This window comes from Acidovorax sp. GW821-FHT09B03 (genome assembly GCF_059418305.1).
Genome location: NZ_JBWKPP010000017.1, coordinates 21,092 through 46,783, shown reverse-complemented (window position 1 = coordinate 46,783; position 25,692 = coordinate 21,092). Strand labels below are relative to the sequence as shown.

Sequence of the window (25,692 nt, the reverse complement as noted above, 5' to 3'; positions counted from 1 at the left end):
CATGCAAGAAAAAACCCTGCACCTGGACCCTGTCGCGGGCAGCGGCACGCGCGACGCCCGCCCCCGCAACACCTTCGTGGACGCCTGCCACATCCTGGCCCACCAGGGCCATGCCTGCGGCCTGGCCGGCCAGGTGACCATGCGCGATGGCGATTCGTCGCGCATGTTCACGCTGGCCCTGGGCACCGGGCTCGAAGAGGCCGGCGAGGACTCCACCCTGCTCATCGACGAGTACCTGGTCACGCTGGAGGGCCGCGGCAAGGCCAACCCCGGCGTGCGCTTCCACAGCTGGATCTACCGCCACCACCCCGGTGTGCGTGCCATCGTGCACACACACCCGCCCGCCCTGTCGGCCCTGTCGATGCTGGGCATCCCCATGCCTGTGGCGCACATGGATGCCGCCGTGTTCCACGAGGACTGCGGCTACCTGGCGCACTGGCCGGGCGTGCCCACCGGCGACGACGAGGGCGCGCTGATCTCCGGCGCACTGGCGGGCCGGCGCTCGGCCATGCTGGTGAACCACGGCATCGTCTGCACCGGGGCCACGCTGCAGGAGGCCGTCTACCTGAACGTGTTTGCCGAGCGCAACGCACGCATGTGCCTGGATGCCCTGGCCATCGGCCCGCTACAGCCGGTGGAGCCCGCAGCCGCGAAGGAGGCGCACGACTTCCTGCTCCAGGGCGCCATCGTCAATGGCACGTTCGACTACTGGGCACGCCAGGCGGCACGGGCCGCGAACTGACCGATCACCTGCAGCGCGGCCGCCAGCGCCTGCGGCGGCTGGGGGCCGGCGCGGTGGATCACCACCACCTGCCGGCCCAGATCGGCATCGGCGATGGCAAATCGGGCCAGGCCGCGCGGTGCCACGGCCAGCTCGGGCAGCGCGCTGGGCAGGATGACCATGCCCACGCCAGCCGCCGCCAGGTCCAGCGAGGCGCTGACCGAGCTGCATTCGGCGGCGATGGCCAGCGGTCCGGGCAGCTCGCGTTCGATGACACGCCTGAGGGCATAAGGCCGGGGCGGCACGATCAGCGGGCGCTGCGCCAGCGCAGCCACCGTCAGCGGCACGGCCTGCGCCCCCGGCGGCAGCAGGCCATAGGCACACATCTCCTCGTGGTACAGGCGCTGCACCTGCACCGCATCGGTGTTCACCGCCAGGTCGTAGACCATGCCCAGGTCCGCGTGGCCGCGCACCACCTGGTCCACCACATCGGGAGAGCTGGCCGTGTCCAGCCGCACGACCAGCACCGGGTGTGCCTGCCGCAACTGCGCGACGACAGGCGGCAAGAGGTAGGCCGCCAGCGTGTTGACAGAGGCGATGCGCACATAGCGCACGGCATCGGCAGCAGAGCGCGCCGTGTCCAGCGCGGCATCGAGCAGCGCGAACTGCTCGGCCACGCTTTGCGCCAGGCGCTGGCCCGGCGGCGTGAGCGCCATGCCACGCCCATGGCGCGTGAACAGGGCGCATTCGAGAAAGGATTCGAGCGCACTGATCTGCTTGCTCACCGCGGGCTGGGTGAGGCCGAGCTTGTCCGCAGCCTTCTGCAGCGAGCCGCCCTGGGCCACCAGCAAAAATGTGCGCAGCAGGCGGTCCTTGTCATGCATCGCAGCCATTCTATGCAGCCATCGGCGAATCTGCAGGCCCCTAGAATGATCCAGCCCGCCCCTGCTCCTCACCACCCACCATCGCCATGCGCCATGCATTCGCTACACAGCCGCCCGCCCGCCCCACCCGACACCGTGCGCGGCGCCTTCTTGCGCACCTCGTGCTGGCCATGGGCCTGGGGGCCGGCATGACGACCCACGGCGCAGGCACGCCGCCCGAACGCCCGCCCGCCGGCACCGAGGTGGACGAGACCCGCAGCGTGGCCCAGCGCCCACGGGCAGCGGCGTCCTGCCTGTCGGTGCAGTTGAACGGCATCACCGTGCTGCTGGACCGCGAGGCCCTGGCACGCCAGGCAGCGGCCAAGCCCACGCAATGGAAGACCGAGGCCGAGCGCATGGCGCTGATCGAAGGGCGCCGCGCAGCCGCCCTGCTGGAAGCGGCCGGCAGCGCCCGGGACGGCCACGGCTGCAGCCAGGTCACGCAGGCGCTGGACGGTGAAGACCAATGGGTACTGCTGGCCCACCTGGAGCGCGGGCAGGCCGCGGTGCTGCCTCCGGGCGCCAAGGAGCCTGTGGCCGCCGTGTCCATCCGCTACCTGGGCACGCGCTGCGGCCCCACCTGTGGGCGCGGGCACATCATGGTCAGCGTGCCGGGGCAGCAGCGCCCCTTCCTCGTGGCGGACTGGTGGGTGGCCTGAAGCGCAGCGTCCCTCCCCGGGCCGCACTGGCCGTGGCCGCCGCAGCAGCACTGGCCGGGGCCATGGCATGGTGGCTGCTGCACCAGCCGCACACGCCCGCCAGCGCCATCGCCGAGGCCCAGGCCTTCGTGCGCGATGTGGAGCAGGGCCGCTTTGCCGCCGCCCATGCGCGCACGGCACGCAACGCGGCCACCGGGACCACGCTGGAGCAGTTCCAGGCCCATGCGGCCCGCCAGCTGTGCCCACCCGCACAGGTGGGCTACACCCTGCCCCTCCAGTCCCATGGCAACCGCCTGCGCCGCTGGCTCGCAGGGCGCGAGGTTGACGAGCCCCAGGTCACCGTGGAATTCCAGGGCCGCCCTTGCCTGTTCGGCATCGTCCTGCAGCGCACGAGGGCGGGCCAGTGGCGCATCGTGCGCTTTGCCAGCCACGCGGGTTGACGCAAAAGCCCCTTTGCCAGGCCGTGGGATCAGACAGGGCCGCTATGCTTGCCATCCCAGTCCACCGCCGACCCAGAGGCCCGCGTGCTCCTCCCATCCCGCCTTGGCGCCCCGATGCTGTGCTGCTTCGCCCTGCTGCTGTGCAGCACCGGAGTACAAGCGCAGGGCACCACCCGCACCGCCGCCGGCCCGGCCGTTCCCTGCAGCAAGCACATGACACCTTCCACCTGGCAACTCCTGCCCCGCCAAGGCATCTCCTGCGGCGCCTTGAAGATCGACTTCGGCCAGCCGCGTGCGGCCCTGCGTGCGGCCATGGCCTCCGCCGGCTTCGTGCCGCCCAAGCCCGACCGCTACCAGGACGAGGACGATTTCCAGAGCGCCGACAAGGCCACCTTCATCCGCGTGCGCTACGACGCCGGCGACAAGGTGCAGGACATCGAGTTCCTGGGCGGCACGCTGGCCTACCAGGGCGCACCGCTGCACGGCGGCACCACCTTTGCCGAAGTGAAGAAGCGCTTCAAGGCAGCCAAACTGCAGCTGCGCGATACGCAGTGGCTGGGTGATGGCCAGGACTGCCCGGAACTGGGTATCAACATCGCCACGCGCGAGGACGTGGGCGGCGACGGTGACGGCATCGAGTGGGTGATCCTGAGCAGCACTTTCAAGTAAAAAAAGCGCCACCCGCCCGACCGCCAAGGCCCCGCCCCACGGCCCTGCGCGGCGCCCTGGTCCCTGGGCCACATCGCCGCAGCCGGCCGCCGCCCAGGACTGCCTGCGCCTCGTCTGCGAGCAGGGCTCGCACCACGCGCGCATCAGCACCGTCCACGGCTTCACCCGCTGCACCTGGGGCGGCCTCTGACCATCGATCGCCCCAAGGCCCCGGCCCCTGAAAATATCCCCATGCCCGCCACCGCACCCGACACCCTGCGCTGCACCGCCACCCTGGCCCGCAAGGACCCGCGCCTGCCCGTGTACGTGGTGCTGCCCCATGCCGTGGTCGCGCCCTGGGGGCTGCAGGCCACCACGCTTGTGGAAGGCACGGCCAACGGCCATGCACTGGAGCGGCGCACGCTCAAGCGCTGGGACACTTCCCCGCGGTCGCCCTGGTTCCTGGAGTTCACCGCCCCATGGTGCAAGGCGGCCGGCGTGGCCGTGGGCGATGCGCTGCAGGTGGAACTGACCCGCGCGAGCACCGACGTGCCGGCCGAGCTGCAGGCCCTGCTCACGCAGTCACCCGGGCGAGCCGCCGCATGGCAGGGCCTCAGTGGTGCCATGCAGCGCGTGGCGATGGAGCACATCCGCGCGGGCAAGAGCCCCGCGACCCGCGAGCGCCGTGCAGCGCTGCTGGTGCAGCAGTGGGGGGCCGGGGACCCGCAATAGCTAGCTCCCTGCGTCGGACTCCGCGCAGCCGCCGGCACTGTCCAGCGGGTGGTGCTCCATCTCCAGTGCCACCCAGTCGCGTGTGCCCGCGCCATAGCGCCGGCCGATGTCGCACAGGGCGGCGTCCAGCACCTGCGCGGGCCTGGCATCGGCGTACAAGGGCAGTGCAGGCCATGGCGTGCCCTCGGGGCGCGGCGGCAGCAGCACGCGCAGCCCGCTGGCCAGGCGCAGGGGCGGCTCCACAGGACGGCCCGCAACGGCCTGCACCGTGAGCCCGGCGAGGCGGTGCGTGCGGCTCCACGCATCCATGGCCAGCGCGAGCCCGATGTCATCGGCACCGTCCCCGATGCCCACGGCCATGCGCCCGCCCGCCCATCCCCGGGCCTGGTTGGCCAGGTACACCGCCACGCGCCGTGCCGAGAGGCCGAAGGCTTCGCTCGGATGCTCCGGCCCGAAGGACGCTGCCCCCACCTGCCGCGCCAGCGCCTGCGCGGCGGCAGTACCGCCCAGGGCCTCGACCAGCGCGAGCGACACGGGGATGGACGCGGACACCCCGGTGGTGGTCACCACGCCCCGGTCGGCCAGGTAGCGCTGGCCGGGGACGTGGCGGGCCGTAGGGTGGCGGGCTTGCAGCGTGCGCCGGTCGGCCCAGTGACCGGTAAAGCCGCGCCCGTCGAGCAACCCTGCCCGGCCCAGCACGCGCGCGCCCGAGCAGACGCCGACGATGGCGGCCCCCTGGGCAGACTGTCGGCGTACCCAGTCCAGCAGGGCCGGCTCGTCGTCCACCTGCATGGCGGGCACCACCACGCAGTCGGCCCCCTGCGGGTGCTGCCGGTCGAAATCGTCCAGCCCGCAAGGCACCTCCACCTGCAGCGCGGGCAACAGGGCCACCGGCCCCCGGCGCAGTGCCACCGCCTGCACCCGCGCCACGCCCGAGCGGGCCAGCACCGCGTGCGGCACGAGGAAGTCCGTGATCTCCGTGCCCGCGTTGTGCGCGAGCACGGCGACCACGGGCCGACGGGAGCCGCCCGCAGCACGCAGGGAGCGCCGCAGCTCGTCGGCAAAGGCCTGGCGCGACTGGCGGGGCACGGCACCCGGGGCCGGGCGCTCGGCGGTGGCGGCACAGCCGCAGGCAGCCGTGCCGGCCAGCGCCAGGCAGCAGGCCAGGGCCTGGCGGCGGTTGAGGGAGGAAGGAGAAGGCACCATGGGCAAGCAGAAGGAACGGGGCGCGAACGCGGTGCGGTGACGATAGGCGGCCCCGCCGCCTGCGGTCGGACAAAACACCTGCGCTTTCCGCCAACCCTTCGCCGCGGCCGGCAACCCCGGCGCGCGATAGCATGCCCCACCCTTGCCACACGCCCCCAGCCCATGCCCCCCAGCACCGCATCCGACCCGCAACCCGCTTGTACCGAGGTGGTCTTCATCGCCTTCGACGGTGTGCAGATGCTCGACGTGGCCGGGCCCATGGAGGTGTTCGCGGTGGCCAACGAGCACCTGCCGGCGGGCGCCGCGCCCTACCGGCTGACCCTGTGCTCACCCACCGGCCAGCCCCTGGCCACGCACGCCGGCCTGCAGCTGGGCCCGGTGGTCGCGCTGCAGCACGCGCCCCCCGGCATCGACACCCTGGTGGTCACCGGCGGCAGCGAGCAGGCCCTGCTGGCCGCCGCAAGCCACCCCGCCCTGCGGGACTGGATGCAGGCCCGGGCAGCGGCCGCGCGCCGTGTGGTGGGCGTGTGCACGGGCGCACTGGTGCTGGCCGCCGCAGGCCTGCTCGACGGACGCCGGGCCACCACGCACTGGAACCGCTGCGAGCTGCTGGGCTCGCTGGGCACGGCCATCGAGGTGGAGCCGGACGCCATCTTCGTGGCCAGCCACCCGGTCTACACCTCGGCGGGCGTGACGGCGGGCATCGACCTGTGCCTGGCGCTGGTGGAGGCGGACTGCGGCGCGGCCACGGCGCTGGCCGTGGCGCGCGAGCTGGTGCTGTTTTTGCGGCGGCCCGGCGGGCAGTCGCAATTCAGCACCGGCCTGGCGGTGCAGGCCACGGCCACGCCGCCGATTCGCAGCCTGGCCGCCGCCCTCATCGCCGACCCTACCGGCCCGTGCAGCAACGCGGCCCTGGCCGAGCGCGCCGGCATGACCGAGCGCACCTTTGCCCGCACCTTCCGCCGCGAGACGGGATTCACCCCGGCGCAGTTCGTGGAGGCCGCGCGCGTGGACCGCGCCAAGTCGCTGCTGGAAACGTCCGCCTGGCCGCTGGCCCGCGTGGCACAGCGCGCGGGCTTCACCAGCGTGGACGCGCTGCAGCGCGCCTTCATGAAGCGCGTGCGCACCACACCGGGCCAGTACCGGGAGCGCTTCGGGCCCGCGCGGTAAGACAACGGGCGCAAGCAGATGGGGCGGAATGAATGGGAGCGAAGGGACGGCAGAAAACAAAAAAGGATCCCGAAGGATCCTTTTTGCTTGCCTGCAGTGCTTGTGAAAGACACCGCTTGCGAAATATGGAGCGGGAAAAGAGTCTCGAACTCTCGACCTCAACCTTGGCAAGGTTGCGCTCTACCAACTGAGCTATTCCCGCATTTTACCGAAGCCTCACATTGTACATCGTTTAGTACGTTGTGTGCTGCGATGGAGTGAATTGTAGCGCATTTTTTGGGGGTCTCTGGAAAACCCCAGAAAAATTTGCAATCAATTCATTCCATCGACTTTTTCACCAAGGCTGTACCCGCACCCTCTCAGTGCTTGAGGCCGTCGGCCGCCGGTGCGCCGGCCTTCTCGGCCGAAGGCGCGGCCGCCACGGCCACTTCCTCGTCGGTCAGCGGCACGGGCCGGCTGGCCAGGGCCACTTCCAGCACCTTGTCGATCCAGCGCACGGGCACGATCTCCAGGCCACTCTTCACGTTGTCCGGAATCTCGGCCAGGTCCTTGACGTTCTCTTCGGGGATCAGCACCGTCTTGATGCCGCCCCGCAGGGCCGCTAGCAGCTTTTCCTTGAGGCCCCCGATGGCGGTGACTTCACCGCGCAGCGTGATCTCGCCGGTCATGGCCACGTCGGCGCGCACGGGGATGCCCGTGAGCGCGGAGACGAAGGCCGTGGTCATGGCAGCACCCGCGCTCGGGCCGTCCTTGGGCGTGGCGCCGTCGGGCACGTGGATGTGGATGTCGCGCTTCTCGAACGCTTCGTCCTTGATCCCCAGGATGCGCGAGCGGCTGCGCACCACCGTGCGGGCAGCCTCGACCGACTCCTTCATCACATCGCCCAGCGAGCCGGTGCGCGTGATCACGCCCTTGCCGGGCATGGCGGCGGCTTCGATGGTCAGCAGGTCGCCGCCCACCTCGGTCCAGGCCAGGCCGACCACCTGGCCCACCTGGTTCTGCGCCTCGGCACGGCCGTAGGTGTACTTGCGCACGCCCAGGAAGTCGGGCAGGTTGTCGGCCGTGACGATGACCTTGGGCTCGAGCTTCTTGAGCTGCAGGCCCTTGACCACCTTGCGGCAGATCTTGGACAGCTCGCGCTCGAGCGAGCGCACGCCGGCTTCCCGCGTGTAGTAGCGCACCATGTCGCGCACGGCGGGCTCGGTGATCTCGAGCTCCTCGTCCTTCACGCCATTGTTCTTGAGCTGCTTGGGCAGCAGGTACTTCATGGCGATGCTGGTCTTCTCGTCCTCGGTGTAACCCGACAGGCGGATCACTTCCATGCGGTCGAGCAGGGCCGGCGGGATATTCATCGAGTTCGACGTGGCGACGAACATCACATCGGACAGGTCGAAGTCCACCTCGACGTAGTGGTCGCCGAAGGTGTGGTTCTGCTCGGGGTCCAGCACCTCCAGCAGCGCGCTCGACGGGTCGCCACGGAAGTCGGTGCCGAGCTTGTCGATCTCGTCCAGCAGGAACAGCGGATTGCGCGTGCCCACCTTGGACAGGCTCTGCAGCACCTTGCCCGGCAGTGCGCCGATGTAGGTGCGGCGGTGCCCACGGATCTCGGCCTCGTCGCGCATGCCGCCCAGGGCCATGCGCACGTACTTGCGGCCGGTGGCCTTGGCGATCGACTGGCCCAGCGAGGTCTTGCCCACGCCAGGAGGGCCCACCAGGCACAGGATGGGTGCCTTGACCTTGTCCACGCGCTGCTGCACTGCAAGATACTCGAGGATGCGGTCCTTGACCTTGTCCAGGCCGAAGTGGTCTTCGTTGAGCACGCCCTCGGCATTCACCAGGTCGTGCTTGATCTTGGTCTTCTTGCTCCACGGCAGGGCCGTGAGCACGTCGATGTAGTTGCGCACCACGGTGGCCTCGGCCGACATGGGCGACATGAGCTTGAGCTTCTTGAACTCGGCATCGGCCTTCTTGCGCGCCTCGGCGGGCATCTTGGCGAGCTTGATCTTTTTCTCGATCTCTTCCATGTCCGCGCCGTCTTCGCCTTCGCCCAGTTCCTTCTGGATGGCCTTGACCTGCTCGTTGAGGTAGAAGTCGCGCTGGTTCTTCTCCATCTGGCGCTTCACGCGGCCGCGGATCTTCTTGTCGACGTTGAGGATGTCGACCTCGCGGTCGAGCTGCTCGAACAGGTTTTCCAGGCGCGCCTTCACGTCCGACAGGTCGAGCACGATCTGCTTGTTCTCGAGCTTGAGCGGCAGGTGCGCGGCAATCGTGTCGGCCAGGCGGCCCGGATCGTCGATGCTGGAGATGGAGGTGAGGATCTCGGGCGGGATCTTCTTGTTGAGCTTGACGTACTGGTCGAACTGCTGCATCACCGCGCGGCGCAGGGCCTCGATCTCGCTGGGCTTTGCGGCCTCGGCAGCAGGTTCCACGGGCGTCACGGTGGCGGTGAAGTGCGTCTCGCCGTCCTCGATGGACGAGACCAGCGCACGCTGCTGGCCCTCGACCAGCACCTTCACGGTGCCGTCGGGCAGCTTGAGCATCTGCAGGATGGTGGAGACGCAGCCGACGTCGAACATGTCGGCCACCGAGGGCTCGTCCTTGGCGGCGGCCTTCTGGGCCACCAGCATGATGCGGCGGTCGGCCTCCATGGCCAGCTCCAGCGCCTTGATGCTCTTGGGGCGGCCCACGAAGAGCGGTATCACCATGTGGGGGAACACCACCACGTCACGCAAGGGCAACAGCGGCAGGTCGATGGGGGTGGCTGGCAGGGGGGTATGTCCGGACATGGAAATCCTCAGTTAACTCTGTGGCAGATGGTCCACATGTGGGGATTTTCAACCCCCTCCCCCAGCCGCGCTGGAAGAAGGGTTGAAGGGCAGCACCGAGGGCTGCCCGGCGCGGCGCATGCAGTCAGTTGCAGGCACCGCCGGGACATCTTGGAACGCTCAGAACGCGTGGGCTTGCGCTCTCAGGGCCCTAGGCCTTCTTGGCAGCCTCTCGGTACACGAGAAGCGGCGGCTTGCTTTCTTCGATGGTGGACTCGTCCACCACGACTTTCTCGACGTTGCTCTGGTTGGGCAGGTCGAACATGGTACCGATCAGCGACTGCTCCAGGATGGAGCGCAGGCCGCGCGCGCCGGTCTTGCGGGCCAGTGCCTTGCGGGCAATGGCCTTGAGCGCGGCGGGGCGGATCTCCAGGTCCACGCCTTCCATGGCCAGGAGCTTGCTGTACTGCTTGACCAGCGCGTTCTTGGGCTCGGTCAGGATCTGCACCAGCGCATCCTCGCTCAGCTCGGCCAGCGCCGTCACCACGGGCATGCGGCCCACCAGCTCGGGGATGATGCCGAACTTGATCAGGTCCTCGGGCTCGATCTCGGTGAACACCTCGGTCAGCGAACGCTGCTTCTTGCTCTTGACCGATGCACCAAAGCCGATGCCCGACGCCTCGGTGCGGTTCTCGATGACCTTTTCCAGGCCCGCGAAAGCGCCACCGCAGATGAACAGGATGTTGGTCGTGTCGATCTGCAGGAAGTCCTGGTTCGGGTGCTTGCGCCCGCCCTGGGGCGGCACGCTGGCCATGGTGCCTTCGATCAGCTTGAGCAGCGCCTGCTGCACGCCCTCGCCCGACACGTCGCGGGTGATGGAGGGGTTGTCCGACTTGCGCGAGATCTTGTCGATCTCGTCGATGTACACAATGCCGCGCTGGGCGCGTTCGACCTCGTAGTTGCAGCTTTGCAGCAGCTTCTGGACGATGTTCTCCACGTCCTCGCCCACGTAGCCGGCTTCCGTCAGCGTGGTGGCGTCGGCCATCACGAAGGGTACGTCCAGCATGCGCGCCAGCGTCTGGGCCAGGAGCGTCTTGCCCGAGCCCGTGGGCCCGATCAAGAGGATGTTGCTCTTGGACAGCTCGATGTCGTCCTTGTGCGCCTTGTCCTTGTGGCGCAGGCGCTTGTAGTGGTTGTACACCGCGACGGCCAGCGTGCGCTTGGCCTGGTCCTGGCCGATGACGTAGTTGTCCAGGTTGGTCTTGATCTCCAGCGGCGTGGGCAGGTCGCTCTTGGCGTCCTTGGCCAGCTCGCCCGAGGGCAGCTCGTCACGGATGATTTCGTTGCACAGGTCAATGCACTCGTCGCAGATAAAGACGGACGGTCCGGCGATCAGCTTCTTCACTTCGTGCTGGCTTTTGCCGCAAAAAGAGCAGTAGAGGGTTTTCTCGCTGGAGGAGCCTTTTTTCTCGGCCATGGGGGCAATGCCTTGTTACGGAAAGTTGTCGGGATGATAACCAAATAAAAAACGGCGCTCTTTCCCGGGGAAACCGCCCTTGCGACCGGGGGTGAATGCACTGCATCCATCCCGGGCCGCGGGCAGTTTTCATAACTTAACCCCGGCGCAACGCCAAGGCAAGCCAGGGAAACGAGCGCCGCCGCGCGATCGCACGGCCCCGATCAGGGGCGCTGGGCGATCACCTGGTCCACCAGGCCGTATTCCTTGGCCTCGTCGGCCGTGAGGAAGTAGTCGCGTTCGGTGTCGTTCTTGACCTTTTCCAGGGGCTGGCCCGTGCGCTCGGCCAGGATGCGGTTCATCTGGTCCTTGGTGCGCAGGATGTCGCGGGCGTGGATCTCGATATCGGTCGCCTGACCGCGCGCGCCGCCCAGCACCTGGTGGATCATGATCTTCGAGTTGGGCAGCGAGAAACGCTTGCCCTTGGCGCCGGCCGCCAGCAGGAAGGCGCCCATGCTGGCCGCAAAGCCCACGCACATGGTCGACACGTCGGGCTTGATGAACTGCATGGTGTCGTAGATGGCCATGCCGGCCGTCACACTGCCGCCAGGCGAGTTGATGTAGAACGAAATGTCCTTGTCGGGGTTCTCGCTCTCCAGAAAGAGCAGCTGCGCCACCACCAGGTTGGCGGTCTGGTCGTTGACCTCGCCCACCAGGAAGATGATGCGCTCCTTGAGCAGGCGCGAGTAGATGTCGTAGGAGCGCTCACCGCGTCCGGACTGCTCGATGACCATGGGGACCATGCCCAGGGCTTGTGTATCCAGTGAACTCATTATTTCTCCAGTCAGGCACGTACTGTACCCAGAAATGAATTGGGGCTTGTGCACCAAAGCACAAGCCCCTGTATCAGACCGATGCCGAGCCGTCAGCAAAGGACGACCCGTATGCGCATCTTAGTTATCCCCAACGCTGCACACCACCTGCGTGGCATGAAACTGGCGCAACCCAGGCCAGCGCCCCCGTGCAAGGGCCGCCCCGCCGCACCGGGGGCGTCCCCCTCCCAGATTGCGAAGCAATATGAGAGAAGGGGGAAGGCGCGAAGCGACTCAGGGGGTGCCCCAGGTTTTTAGCCTTGCTGGCCCATCAGTTCGTCGAAGGACACGGCCTTGTCGACCACCTTGGCCTTGCCCAGGACGAAGTCGGTCACATTGTTCTCGATGACCACGGCTTCCACTTCGGCCAGGCGTTGGCGGTCGCCGAAGTACCAGCGCACCACGTCTTCGGGCTTCTCGTAGCTGGCGGCCAGCTCGTCGATGTGGGCCTTGAGCTGCTCGGGCTTGGCCTGCAGTTCGTTGGCACGCACCAGCTCGGCCACCACCAGGCCCAGGCGCACGCGGCGCTCGGCCTGGGGACGGAACACGTCCTCAGGGATCTCGGCCTTGTCGGCGTCCTTCAGGCCGCGCTGCTTCAGGTCGGCACGGGCGCCTTCCAGCAGGCGGGCGATTTCGGCCTGCACGCTGGCGTTGGGCAGGTCCAGCTCGGCCTTGGCCACCAGGGCGTCCATCACGGCTTGCTTGTTGCGGGCCAGCAGGCGGAACTTGACTTCGCGCTCCAGGTTCTTCTTGATGTCGGCGCGCAGGCCTTCCACCGAGCCGTCGGCGATGCCCAGCGACTTGGCCAGGGCGTCGTTCACTTCGGGCAGGTTGGCGGCTTCGATCTTCTTGACCGTGACCAGGAAGTCAGCCGTCTTGCCGGCCACGTCCTTGCCGTGGTAGTCGGCAGGGAAAGCCAGCGGGAAGGTCTTGCTTTCGCCGGTCTTCATGCCGCGCACGGCTTCTTCGAATTCCTTGAGCATCTGGCCTTCGCCGACCAGGAACTGGAAGTCCTCGGCCTTGCCGCCGTCGAACGGCTCGCCGTCGATCTTGCCTTCGAAGTCCACGGACACGCGGTCACCGTCTTCGGCAGCGGCACCCTGGGCGCGCTGGGCGAAGGTGCGGCGCTGCTTGCGCAGGATGTCGATGGTCTTGTCGATGGCCGAATCGGTCACATCGGCCGACAGCTTCTCGACTTCGGCGTCCGACAGGTCGGCGATCTTGACTTCGGGGAACACTTCGAAGATGGCGTCGAAGGTCACCTGGCCTTCGGGAGCACCGTCTTTTTCGGTGATGCGGGGCTGGCCGGCCACGCGCAGCTTGGCTTCGTTGGCAGCCACGGCAAAGGCTTCACCGACCTTGTCGTTGAGCACTTCGTACTGCACGGAATAGCCGTAGCGCTGGGCGACCACGTTCATGGGCACCTTGCCGGGACGGAAGCCGTCCATCTTCACGGTGCGCGCCAGGCGCTTCAGACGCGTGTCGACTTCGGTCTGGATCGCGGTCAGGGGCACGCTCAGCGTGATCTTGCGCTCGAGCTTCTCAAGGGTTTCAACAGTAACGGACATGGCTATTCCTCTAAGACTCTAAGAATGTGATCGTGCTCGCTGCTGCGCAGTGTTCCGCAAGGTCTCACATGGATGGTGCGCGGGGGGGGACTCGAACCCCCACACCATTGCTGGCGTCAGGACCTAAACCTGGTGCGTCTACCAATTTCGCCACCCGCGCGGTTCAACAACAAACAAACAGGCGGCAAGCTATGCCCGCCGCCTGTGTGAAATCGGTCAACCTTAGATTTTAACCTGAGAAGCAGGGCTCCCCGATTTCCGCACGCCCATGGCATGCAAGGGTTCACCCTGCCCCCGCCCACGGCAGGGGCATTGCCCCGGGGGCTCAGGCCGCGGCCAGCCGCTCGTCCTCGGGCCGTTTCACGCGGAACCAGGCGGCGTACATCGCCGGCAGGGCCAGCAAGGTCAGCACCGTGGCCACGATCAGCCCGCCCATGATGGCCACGGCCATCGGGCCCCAGAACACGCTGCGCGACAGCGGGATCATGGCCAGCACCGCCGCGGCGGCCGTGAGCACGATGGGGCGCAGCCGGCGCACGGCCGACTCGACGATGGCGTCCCAGGCGGGAATGCCCTTGGCGCGGTCCTGCTCGATCTGGTCGATCAGGATCACCGAGTTGCGCTGGATCATGCCCATCAGCGCGATCACGCCGAGCAGCGCCACGAAACCGAAGGGGCGGTTGAGCAGGATCAGCGCGCCCGCCACGCCGGCCAGGCCCAGCGGCCCGGTCAGGAACACCAGCATCGCGCGGCTGAAGCTGTGCAGTTGCAGCATGAGCAGCGTGAAGGTGACGAACAGCATGATCGGGATGCCGGCCGCGATCGAGGCCGAGCCCTTGGAGCTTTCCTCCACGGCACCGGCCACCTCGATGCGGTAGCCGCCCTGCCCGGCCTCGCGCCACTTGGCCTCGATGGCGCGCAGGCTGGGCAGCAGCTGCGCGGTGACGGTGGCGCCCTGCACGCCTTCGGTCACATCGCCCTGCACGGTGATGGCGTAGTCGCGGTTCTCGCGCCACATCACGCCCGGCTCCCAGGTGAACACCGGCTTGGCGATCTGCGTGAGCGGGATCGACTTGCCCGACGCCGTGGGCAGGTAGGCGTTGGCGATGTCGGTGATGGCATTGCGCTCGTCCAGCGGCTGGCGCAGCATGATGTCGATGAGCTTGTCGCCCTCGCGGAACTGGCCCACCTGCGTGCCCGAGAGAATGGTCTTGCTGGCCTGGGCAATGGACTGGCTGGTCACGCCCAGCGCGCGCGCCTTGGCCTGGTCCACTTCCAGGCGCAGCACCTTCACGGACTCGTTCCAGTTGTCGTTCACGCCGCGCATCTGGGGGTTCTCGCGCAGGGCGGCCTTGACCTCGTCGGCGCGGGCGCGCAGCACCAGCGGGTCCAGCCCGACCACGCGAAACTGCACCGGGTAGGGCACGGGCGGCCCGTTGGGCAGCAGCTTCACGCGGCCGCGCACTTCAGGGAACTCCTGCGCCAGCAGCGCGGGCAGCTTGATGCGCAGGCTCTCGCGCAGCTTCAGGTCCTGCGGCACCACGATGAACTGCGACACGTTGCTCTGCGGGAACACCTGGTCCAGCGGCAGGTAAAAGCGCGGCACGCCCGAACCCACCCAGGTGCTCACCGTGTTCACGCCCGGCTCGGCCAGCAGGCGCGCTTCCACGCGCTTGGTGACCTCTTCGTTGCCCGCGAAAGAGGTGCCCTCGGGGAACCACACGTCCACGATGATCTCGGGCCGGCTCGAATCGGGGAAGAACTGCTGCTGCACCTTGCCCATGCCGAAGATGCCCAGGCCGAAGGTGCCCACGGTGAGGGCAATGGTGATCCAGCGGTGGCGCACGCACCAGGTCACCAGGCGGCGGAAGGCGTTGTAGAACGGGCTGTCGAACACCTCGTGCCCGCCGGCCTCCACGCCGTGGTGCTCCTGGGCATGGGCCACGTGGGCCGGCACCTTGAGCAGCAGGGTGCCCAGGTAGGGCACGAAGTAGACCGAGACGATCCAGCTGAGCACCAGCGCGAGCACCGTCACCGCGAAGATCGCGAAGGTGTACTCGCCGGTGGTCGACTTGGCGATGCCGATGGGCAAAAAGCCCACCGCCGTGATCAGCGTGCCCGTGAGCATGGGCATGGCCGTGAGCTCGTAGGCGAAGGTGGCGGCGCGCACCTTGTCATAGCCCTCCTCGAGCTTGAGCACCATCATTTCCACGGCGATGATGGCGTCGTCCACCAGCAGGCCCAGGGCGATGATCAGCGAACCGAGCGAGATCTTGTGCAGCCCGATGTTCCAGTACCACATGCCCAGGAAGGTCACGGCCAGCACCATGGGGATGGTGATGCCCACCACCAGGCCCGGGCGCGGGTCGATGTACCAGCGCTTCCACAGCGGGTTGTTGCCGGGCCGCCTATGAAAGCCCAGCGCGACGAAGCTCACCGCCAGCACGATGACCACGGCCTCGATCAGCACCTTCACGAATTCGTTGACCGAGGTGGCCACCGCCTTGGGCTGGTCCTGCACATTCACCAGCTTCACGCCGGCAGGCAGTGCGGCGCCGATGCGGTCGGTGGCGGTGTGCAGCGCCTTGCCCAGGGCGATGATGTCGCCGCCCTTGGTCATGGAAACCCCCAGGGCGATCACTTCCTTGCCCTGGTGGCGCACCTTCACGGCGGTGGGGTCCACATAGCCGCGCTTGATCTCGGCGATGTCACCCAGGCGCAGCTGCGCGCCCGAGGGGCCGCGGATCGGCATGGCCGCGAGGTCTTCCACCGCGCTGAACTGGCCGGCCACGCGCACCTGCACCTGGTCCAGCGGCGTCTGTACGGCGCCTGCGCCTTCCACGGCGTTCTGCTGGCCCAGCTGGGCCAGCACCTGGTTCATGTCCAGGCCCAGCTGCGACAGGCGCTTTTGCGAGATCTCGATGAACAGCTTCTCGTCCTGCACGCCGAACAGCTCGACCTTGGCCACGTCGGGCACGCGCAGCAGCTGCTGGCGCGCGTCGTCGGCAAAGTTCTTGAGCTCGGCGTAGCTGAAGCCTTCGGATTCGAGCGCGTAGATCACGCCATACACGTCACCGAAGTCGTCGTTGAAGAACGGCCCCTGGATGCCCGTGGGCAGGGTGTAGCGCATGTCGCCGATCTTCTTGCGCACGGTGTACCAGACGTTGGCCACCTCGCTGGCCTTGGACGAGTCCTTGATCTGGAAGATGATCTGCGACTCGCCGGGCTTGGAGTAGCTGCGGATCTTGTCGGCGTAGGGCACCTCCTGCAGCGTGCGCTCGAGCTTGTCGGTGACCTGTTCGGCCACCTGCTGCGCCGTGGCGCCGGGCCAGTAGGTACGCACCACCATGGCGCGGAAGGTGAAGGGCGGGTCTTCGTCCTGCCCCAGCTGGAAATAGGCCGCAAAGCCCAGCAGCATCAGCACCACCATCAGGTAGCGCGTGAGCGCCGGATGGTCGAGCGCCCACTTGGAGAGGTTGAACCCCTCTTTCGGTTGGATCTGGCTCATGGCGGGCCCTTACTTGGAAGCAGGGGTCGCAGCCACGGGCGTCGCCGCCGGCGCGGGGGCCGCGGCAGCTGCAGCAGGCAGCGCCACATTGCCGGCCGCCGTCTGCGCCTTGGCCGCAGGGGCACCGTTCGACTTGGGCTGGTAGATCATGACCTTCTGCCCTGGCGAGAGCACGTGCACGCCGGTGGCCACGATCTGCATGCCGGGGGTCAGGCCGCCAGCCACCACGGCATCGTTGCCGTCGGCCGTGGCGATCTGCACCACCTGCGATTTCACGGTGCTGGTGGCCGCGTCGTACACCCACACGGCCGTGGCCTGGCCCTCCTGGCGCAGCGCGCTGGTGGGCAGCTTGATGGCGGCCACGCCGGCATGGCCCAGGGCCTTGGGCTGGGCGTACACGGTGGCGCCCAGCGCCGGCACGTCGCTGCCCTCGATGGCCACTTTGACCTGGAAGGTGCGCGTGGCCGCATCGGCACTGGCCGCCACCTCGCGCACCTTGCCCGCCAGCACGGCCCCGCCCGACCAGCCGCGCACGGCCACGTCGGAGCCCACGGCGATCTGGGCCACCTTGTCCTCGGGCACGGCGAACACCACGTCGCGCGGGCCGTCCTGCGCAATGCGCACCACCGGCGTGCCGGCCGAGACGACCTGGCCCGGCTCGGCCTCGATGCCCGTGACCACGCCCGACACGTCGGCCACCAGGCGCGTGTAGGTGGCCTGGTTGCCCTGCGAGGACAGCTGCGCGCGCGCCTGGTCCAGCGTGGCCTGCGCGGCCTTGAGGGTCGCGTCGCGGCGCTCCAGCTCGGCGCCGCTGATGAAGTTCTGGTCCTTCAGGGTCTGGTAGCGCTTGTAGTCGGCTGCCGCCAGGTCGCGCTGCGTGGTGGCCGAGGCCAGTTGCGCACGCGCCGAGTCGGCCGCCAGCTGGTAGTCACGCGGGTCGAGCTGGGCGAGCACGTCGCCGCCCTTCACGCGCTGGCCGAGCTCGGCCTGGCGCTGCACGATCTTGCCCGCCACGCGAAAGCCCAGGCGCGACTCGACCCGGGCGCGCACCTCGCCCGCATACTCCACCTGTGACTGCAGGGCCCCCACGCCCACCGTCATCAGCTTGACGGAGCGCACCGGCTCCTCGGGCGGGGCCGGCTGCGAGCAGGCGGCCAGCACCAGGGCCGAGGCCGCCAGCAACAAAAACCTGGATGACCGGTGAATGGGCCGCGAGGCGGAGGGTGTGCGCATGGAAAATCCGGTGAGTGAAAAAGCCGACACGGGAAACAGCCAGCGCAACGCCCCGCAGCCTGCGAACTGCATCAGGGTTAACACTGGCACCACAAAGTTACTGACTGACTGGTTAGTAATCTATGAGAAACGCCCCCGCCTTGTCAAGCGACAATCACGCCCGTGAACCCTAACCTGCCCACCCCGCCCGCCAGCGCCGCGACACCGGTCTCCCCTGCCCTGCAGGGTGCGCCCGCGGTGGCCCCGCCGGTCACGCACTACGAAAACTTCCCGGTCGCCTCGCTGCTGTGCCCGCCCCACCTGCGCCCGGTGATCGCCGCCATCTACGCCTTTGCGCGCACGGCCGACGACATCGCCGACGAGGGCGATGCCCTGCCCGCCCAGCGCCTGGCCGACCTGGCCGCGTTCGACGCCGACCTCACCGCCATTGCCGAAGGCCGTGCGCCCTCGCCCCGCTGGGCCGATGTATTCATGCCGCTGCAGGCCGTGCTGGTGAGCCACCACCTGCCCGTGCCGCTGCTGGCCGACCTCCTGAGCGCCTTCGCCCAGGACGTGGAAAAGACCCGCGATGCCGACGGCTACGCCGACCGCACCGAACTGCTCGACTACTGCCGCCGCTCGGCCAACCCCGTGGGCCGGCTGCTGCTGCACCTGTATGGCGTGGACGGCGACCAGGCCCTCTCGCAGAGCGACGACATCTGCACTGCGCTGCAATTGGCCAACTTCTGGCAGGACCTGAGCGTGGACATCCCGCGCGGGCGCCACTACCTGCCGCGCGAGGACTGCGCTGCCCACGGCGCCTGCCAAGCGGAGCTGCTGGAATTGCGCAGCACGCCAGAGAACGCCCGCCTCATCATGGGCGTGGCCGCCTGGGCCCGCGCCAGCATGCTGCGCGGCGCGCCGCTGGTGCACCGCCTGCCCGGCCGTGCCGGCTGGGAGCTGCGCCTGGTGGTGCAAGGTGGCCTGCGCATCCTGGACAAGGTGCAGGCCCTCAAAGGGGCCAGCCTGCACACGCGCCCCCGGCTCAACCCCTGGGACTGGTGCGTGATGCTGGGGCGGGCGCTGGTGATGTAGCCCTCTCCACCCGCGCTCGGGCACACTTGCGGACCTACCGAACGACCGCGAACGCGGCACCTGCACACTACCGGGGGGGGGAGGACTCGCTCCATGTCTTACAGGCATCTCTTCAAGATCCTCCAATGGGGGCTGATCCTTTTTTGCCTGGGCTTTGCCATCGTGGGCGGCATAGTGGCCGAACGCACACTGGAGCTGCTGCAATGCCAGCCGCATGCCAACCCCGCACTGCGCAGCTGCTCCTGGCTTTCCAACGCACTGGGCATGCGCCTTGCCCCTTTCCTCACGGCCGTGGGCGTGGCCGACTACCCCTTCGTGCTGCTGCGCAACTTCTGGGCGCTGATTGCAGTGTGGGTTCTGGCCCTGGTGGCCCTGCGCAGGGCTGAACGCAACGCTGCCAGCGCCTCAGCGGCGGCACCGGGCAGCGGCCCGCCCGCCCGCCCCGCCATCAACAGCGCCGACATGGCCCGCTGGGCGGCACGTGCCGGCTTCTGGGCGCTGCTGCTCGGGCTCGTCGGGTTCTGCATCGCCTTTGGCACGCCGATCCTGGGCAACCAGGTGGCCCGGGAGGTGCTGGGCGCACTGGGTTGCTCACCCGGCACGTTCGACCCCTTCTCATCGCCCTGCATGTCGGCCCCGGGCTTCTGGACGCACCGGCTGGCGCTCTACCTCATCCCGCTCGCGGGCCCGCTGCTGGCGCCGCTATGGCTGGTGATGGCGTTCTGGGACGTGCTGATCGCGTGGATGCTGCTCACGGCCGCGGCGTACTTTCTGCAAAGCCACCTGGCGCGCCAGCGGCCTGGCCGCTGAGCCCCGCGGCTCAGGCCACCGCCAGCCACCCGCAGAACGCGACCGATGCCGCGTCCTGCGTGGCACGCGGGGACAGCATCCAGTAGTACTTCTTGTCGCCCGAGAGCAGCTCCGGGAAGGGCATGGCCAGCAGCCCGCTGGCCAGCGCCTCGCCCAGGAAGCGCGGGTTGCCCAGGGCCACGCCCAGGCCCTGGATGGCGGCCTGCACGCTCAGGTGGGCATGGTCGAACACCAGGTCGCCGGCAGGCTGGATGCCCTGCAGGCCCGCCTCCTGCAGCCACTGCTGCCACACCAGGGGGGTGGACCGGCTGTGCAGCAGCGTGTGGCGCGCCAGATCCTGCGGCCGGTGCACGGCCTTGCCCCCTGCCAGCAGCGCGGGGCTGCACACAGGGGTGAGCACATCGGGCAGAAACGTGCCCGCGCTGATGCCGCGCCAGGGCGTGCGCTGCTGCAGCACCGCCAGCTCGCCATCGGCAAAGCAGCGGATGGAGACGTCGTAGTCCGCCGGCTCGAAGTCGAGGTGGCCTACCGTGGTGACGAGCTGCACGGCCAGCCCCGGCATCTGCGCGCAGAACGCCGCCAGGCGCGGGATCAGCCACTGCGTCGCAAAGGTCGACGTGGCATTCACCGCCAGCGTGTTGCGCCGCGTGGGCCGCTCGATGCCGGCGGTGGACTGGGCCATCAGGTCCAGCGCACTGGTCAGCCCCGGCAGGTAGGCCGCACCCGGGGGAGTGAGCGCCAGGCCCCGCCCCTCGCGCTGCACCAGGGCCACGCCCAGCCATTCCTCCAGCGCCTTGATCTGGTGGCTGACAGCGCTTTGCGTCACGCTGAGCTCGTGCGCGGCCTGCGTCACGCTGAGCAGCCGGCCCGCCGCCTCGAAGGCGCGCAGCATGTTCAACGGCGGCAGACGGCGAGGTGCACCCGACACGGGCGGGCCATTTTTGGCATGAGCTGATTTCATGGGTGTGCAAATTATTATCGATAGTCGTGCGCACCGCCACTGCGTAGCATCGGCCCCATGCAAGGACACAACTGGTTAGATTTGCTCATCATGTGCCGGGCCGGCGAAATGCCCGCACCGCGACCCTCCCGGGCGTGTCCGGAGCAAAGCCCTCCCGCCGGCCGAGGGCATGGCCACCCCGCCATGACGGCGACATCGGGCAGCGCCACACTGGCCCCCTTCCAGAGCACCATGACCACCTCCAGCACCGCAGCTCCCGTCTCTGCCGCAGCCCCGGCACGGCCGGTGGCGCCCGCCACGGCCTCCAGCCGGGCGGCGGCGCACGCCACGCGCGTGGCCTTCTTCATCAGCGGCTTTGCCATGGCGGCCTGGGCGCCGCTGGTGCCGTTCACCAAGGCACGGCTGTCCATCCACGAGGCCACGCTGGGCTTGCTGCTGCTGTGCATGGGCGCCGGCTCCATCGTCTCCATGCCGCTGGCCGGTGCGTTCAGCGCGCGCTGGGGCTGCCGGCGTGTGCTGGTGGCTTCGGCCCTGCTGGCAGGCCTGGCCTTGCCGCTGTTGGCCCTGGCACCTTCGGTGGCGTGGCTGGGCGTTGCGCTGTTCCTTTTCGGTGCGGGCATTGGGGGGCTGGGCTGCGCCGGCAACATCCAGGCCATCGTCGTCGAGCGGGCCAGTGGCCGGCCCATGATGTCGGGCTTTCACGGCCTGTTCAGCCTGGGCGGCGTGGCAGGGGCCGGCGGCATGATCGCACTGCTGAGCCTGCTCGATGCATCGCTGTGGCAGGCCACCAGCGCCGTGGCGGCCGTGGTGCTGGCACTGCTGGTGCTGGCGGGGCCGCACTTCCTGGCCCAGGGCAGTGCGCAGAGCGGCCCGGCCTTCGCCCGCCCCACGGGAGTGGTGCTGTTCATCGGCACGCTGTGCTTCATCCTCTTCCTGGCCGAAGGCGCCATGCTGGACTGGAGTGCCGTGTTCCTCACCCAGGTGCAGGGCCTGCCCGCAGAGCGCGCGGGCCTGGGCTACGCCGCCTTTGCCGTGGCCATGACCGTGGGCCGCCTCACGGGTGACCGCTGGGTGCGCCATATCGGCCCGCAGCGCGCGGTGCTGGCGGGCGCCCTGCTGGCGGCCGCCGGCCTGGCGCTGGCCACGCTGGCCCCCGGCTGGCTGCTGGCCCTGCCCGGCTTTGCGCTGGTCGGCCTGGGCTGCTCGAACATCGTGCCCGTGCTGTTCTCCCTGGCCGGTCGGCAGCATGCCATGCCCGAAAGCCTGGCGGTCCCCGCCATCGCCACCATGGGCTACGCCGGCGTGCTCATGGGGCCGGCGCTGATCGGCTTCGTCGCCCATGGCACCAGCCTGGTGGCGGCCATGCTGGTGCTGGTGGCCCTGCTCGTGGGCGTGGCCGCGAGCGCCCGCCGGCTTGGCCACCTGGATTGACGGAACAACGCCGCACGACGGGAGTCACACCCCCATGGCCACCGATTGCAGCACCGCCCCGCCCACCGCCGGCCCTGCCGCGGCTGCAGCACCGCGCGTGGTGGCCCGGTTGCGCGTGGGTGTGCGCCACGCGGCCAGCTCGCTGTGCCTGCGCGTCGCGTGCCTGAACACCACCGCCGCCGCCCCCCTGGGCAACCAGAGTCTGGAGCACGGCATGGCCCAGCTGCTGGCCGCCGCCGACCGCCTGCTGCGCGAGGCCGGCAGCCACAAGCACCGCATCCTCTCGTGCGAGCTGTTCGTGCGCGAGCCCACGCACACGGCGGATGCGCGGCGCATGCTGTGCGGCTGGATGGCCGGCGGCCTGGCCCGCCAGCAGGTGGCACCACCGGCCGTGCATGCCCACTCGCTGGTGCGGCCCCTGCCGGGCACGGCGGGCCAGGCCACTGCCACGCCCCTGGTGGAAATTGCGCTGGTAGTGGCGCACCGGGCAGGCGCAGGCACCGCCCTGTAGCAGCAGCAGGCCGGCAGTCAGCGCAGCACTTCGAGCAGGCGGTCCAGCCCACCTTCGTTGATCGCCACGTGGGCCTGCGCGCGCACCACGGGCTTGGCCCGGTAGGCCACGGCCAGCCCGGCCGCGCCCATCATCGGCAGGTCGTTGGCGCCATCGCCCATGGCGATGGCCTGCGCAGGCGCAATGCCCATCTGCGCGCACACCGCGAGCAGCTTGCGCTTCTTCTCCTCGCCATCGACGATGTCGCCCCAGGGCTGGGGCAGCAGTCGGCCCGTGACCCGGCCATCGGCCACCTCCAGCACATTGGCGCGCACATCGTCCAGGCCCAGGCGCGCCTGCAGGCGGTCGGTGAAGCAGGTAAAGCCGCCGGTGACCAGGATGCAGCGCAGGCCCGCCGCCTTGCAGGCGCCGATGAGCGCCTGCACGCCGGGGTTCAGGCGCAGCCTGCGCTCATACACCTCATCGAGCGCCTGCTCGGGCAGGCCGGCGAGCAGCGCCACGCGCTGGCGCAGGCTCTCCTTGTAGTCGCCGATCTCGCCGCGCATCGCCGCCTCGGTGATGGCTTCCACCGCCGCGCGGCAACCGGCCAGGTCGGCCAGCTCGTCCACGGTTTCGATGGAGATCAGCGTGGAGTCCATGTCGAACGCGATCAGGCGGTAGTCAAACAGGCGCTGCGGCAGCACGGTGCCGCGCACTTGCAGGCCGGGGGCAAAGTCAAGCATGGGTCATGCCTTCAAGGGTTCGGTAAAGACGACGACGAAGCGATCAGACACCCGCATGTCCCTGCTGGCCCAGCCAGTCGATGAACTGGCGCGCCAGCCCGGCCAGCGGGTTGTCCGTGCGGTACTGCGCATACACGCCCGGGCCCTGCAGGCGCGGTCGGGCGAACAGCGGGCGCAGCCGGTCCGCGTGCACATCCTCCTGCAGCAGGCACCAGGGCACGAGGGCAATGCCCAGGTCGTTCATGGCGGCCTGCATGCACAGGAACTGGTGGTCGAACACGGGGCCCGGCAGTTGCGGGGGCACCTGCAGCCCGGCCAGGCCGAACCACTGCGGCCAGGCGTCCATGCCGCCGCTGACCTGCAGCAGCGGGTGCCCCAGGCAGTCGGCCACGGTGTGTACGCGGTTGTTCTGGATGAAGCGCGGTGAGGCCACGGGCAGCAGGTAGTCGTCGAGCACGCGCGTGCAGGTGTGCTCGGGCCGCTGCATGGGCATGCGCTGCACCACCACATCGTTGCTGGCATCGGCCCGCTCGATGAACTGGCGGCCCATGGTGGACAGCTGCACATCCACCCCCGGCACCAGCGCCTGGAAGCCGCCGAGCCGCGGTATCAGCCACTTCATGGCCAGCGATGGCGAGGTGCATACACGCAGCGTGCGCCGCCCACCCGGCGACTTGACGGCCCCGGTGGCCGCCGCAATGCGGTCCAGGCTGGCCTGCACCTCGGCGAAGTACTCGCGCGCATGGGGCAGCAGCACCACGCCGCGGGCCTCGCGCGTGAACAGCGGCTGGCCCAGGTAGTCCTCCAGCAGGCGTATCTGCTGGCTCACCGCGCTGTGGGTGATGCTCAGCTCCTCCGCCGCCGCCGTGAAATTGGCATGGCGCGCCGCCGCCTCGAAGGCACGCAAGGCCTTGAGCGGTGGAAGCACACGCGTCGCCATGCCGTCGCCCTCTCAATCCTGCCCGCGCAACGCAGGGCACATGCACGCAAGTATCTGGCGAACGACAACGGATGGCATGAAGAACAGGGTGTCTTTCAAGAGGGAATCAGCAAAACAGGCGCTTACATCTTAGGGGACGCGTCCATTAGAAAAACTAACCGCATACCCCATAAAAAAGCGCTGGTCGCGGTGCCGCCCCGCTCCCTATCATGGCCCACCACCGGTCACCGCACCCACCCCCACACGCCATGGCATCCATCACCATTGACGGCATCGTCAAGCAGTTCAGCGGCCAGACCGTGCTGCAAAACCTCTCGCTGCACATCCCCGACGGCGCCTTCTACACCCTGCTGGGCCCCAGCGGCTGCGGCAAGACCACGCTGCTGCGCTGCATCGCGGGCTTCTACGAGCCCGATGGCGGGCGCCTGCTGTTCGACAAGGACGACGTGACCCGCGTGTCCACCCACCACCGCGACATCGGCATGGTGTTCCAGGACTACGCGCTGTTCCCCGACAAGTCGGCCTTCGACAACGTGGCCTACGGCCTGCGCGCCCGCAAGGTGGCCAAACCCGAGATCGCGCGCCGCGTGGGCGAGGCGCTGGAAAAGGTGGGTCTGTCGGCCCTGGCCGACCGCTACCCAGCGCAGATGAGCGGCGGCCAGCGCCAGCGCGTGGCCCTGGCCCGCGCCCTGGTGATACGCCCGCGCGTGCTGCTGATGGACGAGCCCCTGTCCAACCTGGACGCCAAGATGCGCCTGCAGATGCGCGACGTGATCCTGGACCTGGTGCGCGAGGCCGGCATCACCACCGTCTTCGTCACCCACGACCAGGAGGAAGCCCTGGCCATGTCCGACCGCATCGCCATCATGGACCGCGGCTCCATCGCGCAGCTGGGCACGCCCGAGGAGCTGTACGGCACCCCCGTGAATGCCTACGTGGCCGACTTCATCGGCTCGGCCAACGTGATCCCCGTGGCGGCCCGGCGCATGGACGAAGGCACGCCCGCCCATGTGCGCTACCAGCTGGCCGGCCAGGAGCTCGATGGCGTGCAGGGCAGCCCGCAGCTGGGCGGCGAGAGTGTGCTCATCGCCCGGCCCGAAGACCTGTCGCTCATGGCCCCGGCCCCGCACGTGCCCAATGCCCTGCACGGCCAGGTGCTGCGCCGCCAGTACCTGGGCTTCAAGACGGCCTACCGCATCCAGCTGCAGGACGGCCCCGAGATCCGCGTCGAGCTGCATGCGGGCAACACCGTGGCCGACTTCCAGGCCGGCGACGCCGTGCAGGTGCTGGTGCCCGCCGACAGCCGTGTCGTGAGCGCATGACCGCACACCCCGAAAGCAAG

General features: G+C 68.9%; 22 protein-coding genes and 2 tRNA genes. 11 read left to right on the top strand and 13 right to left on the bottom strand.

The genetic code is table 11. The features are described 5' to 3' along the window. Position 1 precedes the first annotated feature (1 nt). Positions 2–742, top strand: a complete 741-nt coding sequence (locus AC07PA_RS24815; RefSeq protein ID WP_494609125.1) for an aldolase — start codon at positions 2–4, stop codon at positions 740–742. Here the strand turns inward: AC07PA_RS24815 and AC07PA_RS24810 are convergent. After that, positions 706–1,605, bottom strand: a complete 900-nt coding sequence (locus tag AC07PA_RS24810; RefSeq protein WP_494609126.1) for a LysR family transcriptional regulator — start codon at positions 1,603–1,605, stop codon at positions 706–708. The two genes, AC07PA_RS24815 and AC07PA_RS24810, sit on opposite strands and share 37 nt — an antisense overlap. Positions 1,606–1,691: 86 nt before the next feature. Here AC07PA_RS24810 and AC07PA_RS24805 point away from each other — a divergent pair, with 86 nt between their 5' ends. The 4 genes from AC07PA_RS24805 (at position 1,692) to AC07PA_RS24790 (ending at position 4,123) form a co-directional block, all read left to right on the top strand. Next, positions 1,692–2,303 (top strand): hypothetical protein, encoded by a 612-nt coding sequence (locus AC07PA_RS24805; RefSeq protein ID WP_494609127.1) that lies wholly within the window; start codon positions 1,692–1,694, stop codon positions 2,301–2,303. After that, the gene (locus AC07PA_RS24800; RefSeq protein ID WP_494609128.1) at positions 2,291–2,743 is read left to right on the top strand and encodes a hypothetical protein; all 453 of its coding nucleotides are present in this window, start codon (positions 2,291–2,293) and stop codon (positions 2,741–2,743) included. The genes AC07PA_RS24805 and AC07PA_RS24800 overlap by 13 nt, the downstream gene beginning before the upstream one ends. Before the next feature lie 213 nt (positions 2,744–2,956). Further along, on the top strand, positions 2,957–3,412 hold the full coding sequence (locus AC07PA_RS24795) for a hypothetical protein (RefSeq protein ID WP_146187919.1): 456 nt from the start codon (positions 2,957–2,959) through the stop codon (positions 3,410–3,412). Between the two features lie 231 nt (positions 3,413–3,643). After that, entirely contained in the window at positions 3,644–4,123 is a 480-nt protein-coding gene (locus AC07PA_RS24790) for a YdeI/OmpD-associated family protein (protein ID WP_494609129.1), read from the top strand. Here AC07PA_RS24790 and AC07PA_RS24785 read toward each other — a convergent pair whose 3' ends face one another. Continuing rightward, entirely contained in the window at positions 4,124–5,329 is a 1,206-nt protein-coding gene (locus AC07PA_RS24785) for a DJ-1/PfpI family protein (RefSeq protein WP_494609130.1), read from the bottom strand. It abuts the gene before it with no gap. Positions 5,330–5,491: 162 nt separating this feature from the next. On the opposite strand from AC07PA_RS24785, the gene AC07PA_RS24780 reads away from it, so the two are divergent. Then, entirely contained in the window at positions 5,492–6,499 is a 1,008-nt protein-coding gene (locus tag AC07PA_RS24780) for a GlxA family transcriptional regulator (protein WP_494609132.1), read from the top strand. A 126-nt stretch (positions 6,500–6,625) separates the two neighbouring features. On the opposite strand, the gene AC07PA_RS24775 is transcribed toward AC07PA_RS24780, so the two are convergent. From AC07PA_RS24775 to AC07PA_RS24740, 8 genes are all read right to left on the bottom strand, one after another. After that, positions 6,626–6,701: transfer RNA gene (locus AC07PA_RS24775), tRNA-Gly, on the bottom strand. Between the two features lie 157 nt (positions 6,702–6,858). Beyond that, on the bottom strand, positions 6,859–9,285 hold the full coding sequence (gene lon / locus AC07PA_RS24770) for an endopeptidase La (protein WP_494609133.1): 2,427 nt from the start codon (positions 9,283–9,285) through the stop codon (positions 6,859–6,861). A gap of 190 nt (positions 9,286–9,475) precedes the next feature. Then, positions 9,476–10,741, bottom strand: a complete 1,266-nt coding sequence (gene clpX, locus AC07PA_RS24765) for an ATP-dependent Clp protease ATP-binding subunit ClpX (protein ID WP_007855690.1) — start codon at positions 10,739–10,741, stop codon at positions 9,476–9,478. 203 nt (positions 10,742–10,944) lie between these two features. Next, complete coding sequence (gene clpP / locus AC07PA_RS24760) at positions 10,945–11,553, bottom strand: ATP-dependent Clp endopeptidase proteolytic subunit ClpP (RefSeq protein WP_007855689.1); 609 nt, start codon at positions 11,551–11,553, stop codon at positions 10,945–10,947. A 293-nt stretch (positions 11,554–11,846) separates the two neighbouring features. Further along, complete coding sequence (gene tig / locus AC07PA_RS24755) at positions 11,847–13,160, bottom strand: trigger factor (RefSeq protein ID WP_007861418.1); 1,314 nt, start codon at positions 13,158–13,160, stop codon at positions 11,847–11,849. A 73-nt stretch (positions 13,161–13,233) separates the two neighbouring features. Then, positions 13,234–13,320 (bottom strand) — tRNA-Leu (locus AC07PA_RS24750). Positions 13,321–13,485: 165 nt separating this feature from the next. Beyond that, the gene (locus AC07PA_RS24745; RefSeq protein ID WP_007859529.1) at positions 13,486–16,668 is read right to left on the bottom strand and encodes an efflux RND transporter permease subunit; all 3,183 of its coding nucleotides are present in this window, start codon (positions 16,666–16,668) and stop codon (positions 13,486–13,488) included. A 9-nt stretch (positions 16,669–16,677) separates the two neighbouring features. After that, a complete protein-coding gene (locus tag AC07PA_RS24740) occupies positions 16,678–17,901 on the bottom strand; it encodes an efflux RND transporter periplasmic adaptor subunit (protein ID WP_494609134.1) in 1,224 nt (407 codons plus the stop codon). A gap of 162 nt (positions 17,902–18,063) precedes the next feature. Between AC07PA_RS24740 and hpnC the strand changes: the two genes are divergently transcribed. Together hpnC and AC07PA_RS24730 are read left to right on the top strand one after the other, a co-directional pair. Continuing rightward, entirely contained in the window at positions 18,064–18,975 is a 912-nt protein-coding gene (gene hpnC, locus AC07PA_RS24735; protein ID WP_494609135.1) for a squalene synthase HpnC, read from the top strand. A 93-nt stretch (positions 18,976–19,068) separates the two neighbouring features. Continuing rightward, complete coding sequence (locus AC07PA_RS24730) at positions 19,069–19,785, top strand: hypothetical protein (protein ID WP_494609136.1); 717 nt, start codon at positions 19,069–19,071, stop codon at positions 19,783–19,785. A gap of 10 nt (positions 19,786–19,795) precedes the next feature. On the opposite strand, the gene AC07PA_RS24725 is transcribed toward AC07PA_RS24730, so the two are convergent. After that, entirely contained in the window at positions 19,796–20,746 is a 951-nt protein-coding gene (locus tag AC07PA_RS24725; protein WP_494655394.1) for a LysR substrate-binding domain-containing protein, read from the bottom strand. A gap of 183 nt (positions 20,747–20,929) precedes the next feature. Here AC07PA_RS24725 and AC07PA_RS24720 point away from each other — a divergent pair, with 183 nt between their 5' ends. Beyond that, positions 20,930–22,177: an MFS transporter gene (locus tag AC07PA_RS24720; RefSeq protein ID WP_494609137.1), complete on the top strand. Its 1,248-nt coding sequence runs from the start codon at positions 20,930–20,932 to the stop codon at positions 22,175–22,177. Between the two features lie 34 nt (positions 22,178–22,211). Next, positions 22,212–22,688 (top strand): hypothetical protein, encoded by a 477-nt coding sequence (locus AC07PA_RS24715; protein WP_494609138.1) that lies wholly within the window; start codon positions 22,212–22,214, stop codon positions 22,686–22,688. Between the two features lie 17 nt (positions 22,689–22,705). Here AC07PA_RS24715 and serB read toward each other — a convergent pair whose 3' ends face one another. Together serB and AC07PA_RS24705 are read right to left on the bottom strand one after the other, a co-directional pair. After that, positions 22,706–23,410, bottom strand: coding sequence for a phosphoserine phosphatase SerB (serB, locus tag AC07PA_RS24710; protein WP_494609139.1), 705 nt, complete (start codon positions 23,408–23,410; stop codon positions 22,706–22,708). Between the two features lie 43 nt (positions 23,411–23,453). Continuing rightward, positions 23,454–24,350 (bottom strand): LysR substrate-binding domain-containing protein, encoded by an 897-nt coding sequence (locus AC07PA_RS24705; RefSeq protein WP_007859540.1) that lies wholly within the window; start codon positions 24,348–24,350, stop codon positions 23,454–23,456. Positions 24,351–24,598: 248 nt separating this feature from the next. Between AC07PA_RS24705 and AC07PA_RS24700 the strand changes: the two genes are divergently transcribed. Further along, positions 24,599–25,672, top strand: a complete 1,074-nt coding sequence (locus AC07PA_RS24700; RefSeq protein ID WP_007859543.1) for an ABC transporter ATP-binding protein — start codon at positions 24,599–24,601, stop codon at positions 25,670–25,672. Positions 25,673–25,692: the final 20 nt, after the last annotated feature.

What these genes read in the sequence shown, in the direction of transcription:
- AC07PA_RS24795 (WP_146187919.1), top strand. Translation starts at nt 2,957, where the DNA reads ATGACACCTTCCACCTGGCAACTCCTGCCCCGCCAAGGCATCTCCTGC.
- AC07PA_RS24725 (WP_494655394.1), bottom strand. Translation starts at nt 20,746, where the DNA reads ATGAAATCAGCTCATGCCAAAAATGGCCCGCCCGTGTCGGGTGCACCT.
- clpX (WP_007855690.1), bottom strand. Translation starts at nt 10,741, where the DNA reads ATGGCCGAGAAAAAAGGCTCCTCCAGCGAGAAAACCCTCTACTGCTCT.
- clpP (WP_007855689.1), bottom strand. Translation starts at nt 11,553, where the DNA reads ATGAGTTCACTGGATACACAAGCCCTGGGCATGGTCCCCATGGTCATC.
- AC07PA_RS24720 (WP_494609137.1), top strand. Translation starts at nt 20,930, where the DNA reads ATGACGGCGACATCGGGCAGCGCCACACTGGCCCCCTTCCAGAGCACC.
- AC07PA_RS24815 (WP_494609125.1), top strand. Translation starts at nt 2, where the DNA reads ATGCAAGAAAAAACCCTGCACCTGGACCCTGTCGCGGGCAGCGGCACG.
- AC07PA_RS24810 (WP_494609126.1), bottom strand. Translation starts at nt 1,605, where the DNA reads ATGCATGACAAGGACCGCCTGCTGCGCACATTTTTGCTGGTGGCCCAG.
- lon (WP_494609133.1), bottom strand. Translation starts at nt 9,285, where the DNA reads ATGTCCGGACATACCCCCCTGCCAGCCACCCCCATCGACCTGCCGCTG.
- AC07PA_RS24805 (WP_494609127.1), top strand. Translation starts at nt 1,692, where the DNA reads ATGCGCCATGCATTCGCTACACAGCCGCCCGCCCGCCCCACCCGACAC.
- AC07PA_RS24705 (WP_007859540.1), bottom strand. Translation starts at nt 24,350, where the DNA reads ATGGCGACGCGTGTGCTTCCACCGCTCAAGGCCTTGCGTGCCTTCGAG.
- AC07PA_RS24740 (WP_494609134.1), bottom strand. Translation starts at nt 17,901, where the DNA reads ATGCGCACACCCTCCGCCTCGCGGCCCATTCACCGGTCATCCAGGTTT.
- tig (WP_007861418.1), bottom strand. Translation starts at nt 13,160, where the DNA reads ATGTCCGTTACTGTTGAAACCCTTGAGAAGCTCGAGCGCAAGATCACG.
- AC07PA_RS24790 (WP_494609129.1), top strand. Translation starts at nt 3,644, where the DNA reads ATGCCCGCCACCGCACCCGACACCCTGCGCTGCACCGCCACCCTGGCC.
- serB (WP_494609139.1), bottom strand. Translation starts at nt 23,410, where the DNA reads ATGCTTGACTTTGCCCCCGGCCTGCAAGTGCGCGGCACCGTGCTGCCG.
- AC07PA_RS24745 (WP_007859529.1), bottom strand. Translation starts at nt 16,668, where the DNA reads ATGAGCCAGATCCAACCGAAAGAGGGGTTCAACCTCTCCAAGTGGGCG.
- AC07PA_RS24730 (WP_494609136.1), top strand. Translation starts at nt 19,069, where the DNA reads ATGTCTTACAGGCATCTCTTCAAGATCCTCCAATGGGGGCTGATCCTT.
- AC07PA_RS24715 (WP_494609138.1), top strand. Translation starts at nt 22,212, where the DNA reads ATGGCCACCGATTGCAGCACCGCCCCGCCCACCGCCGGCCCTGCCGCG.
- AC07PA_RS24780 (WP_494609132.1), top strand. Translation starts at nt 5,492, where the DNA reads ATGCCCCCCAGCACCGCATCCGACCCGCAACCCGCTTGTACCGAGGTG.
- AC07PA_RS24700 (WP_007859543.1), top strand. Translation starts at nt 24,599, where the DNA reads ATGGCATCCATCACCATTGACGGCATCGTCAAGCAGTTCAGCGGCCAG.
- AC07PA_RS24785 (WP_494609130.1), bottom strand. Translation starts at nt 5,329, where the DNA reads ATGGTGCCTTCTCCTTCCTCCCTCAACCGCCGCCAGGCCCTGGCCTGC.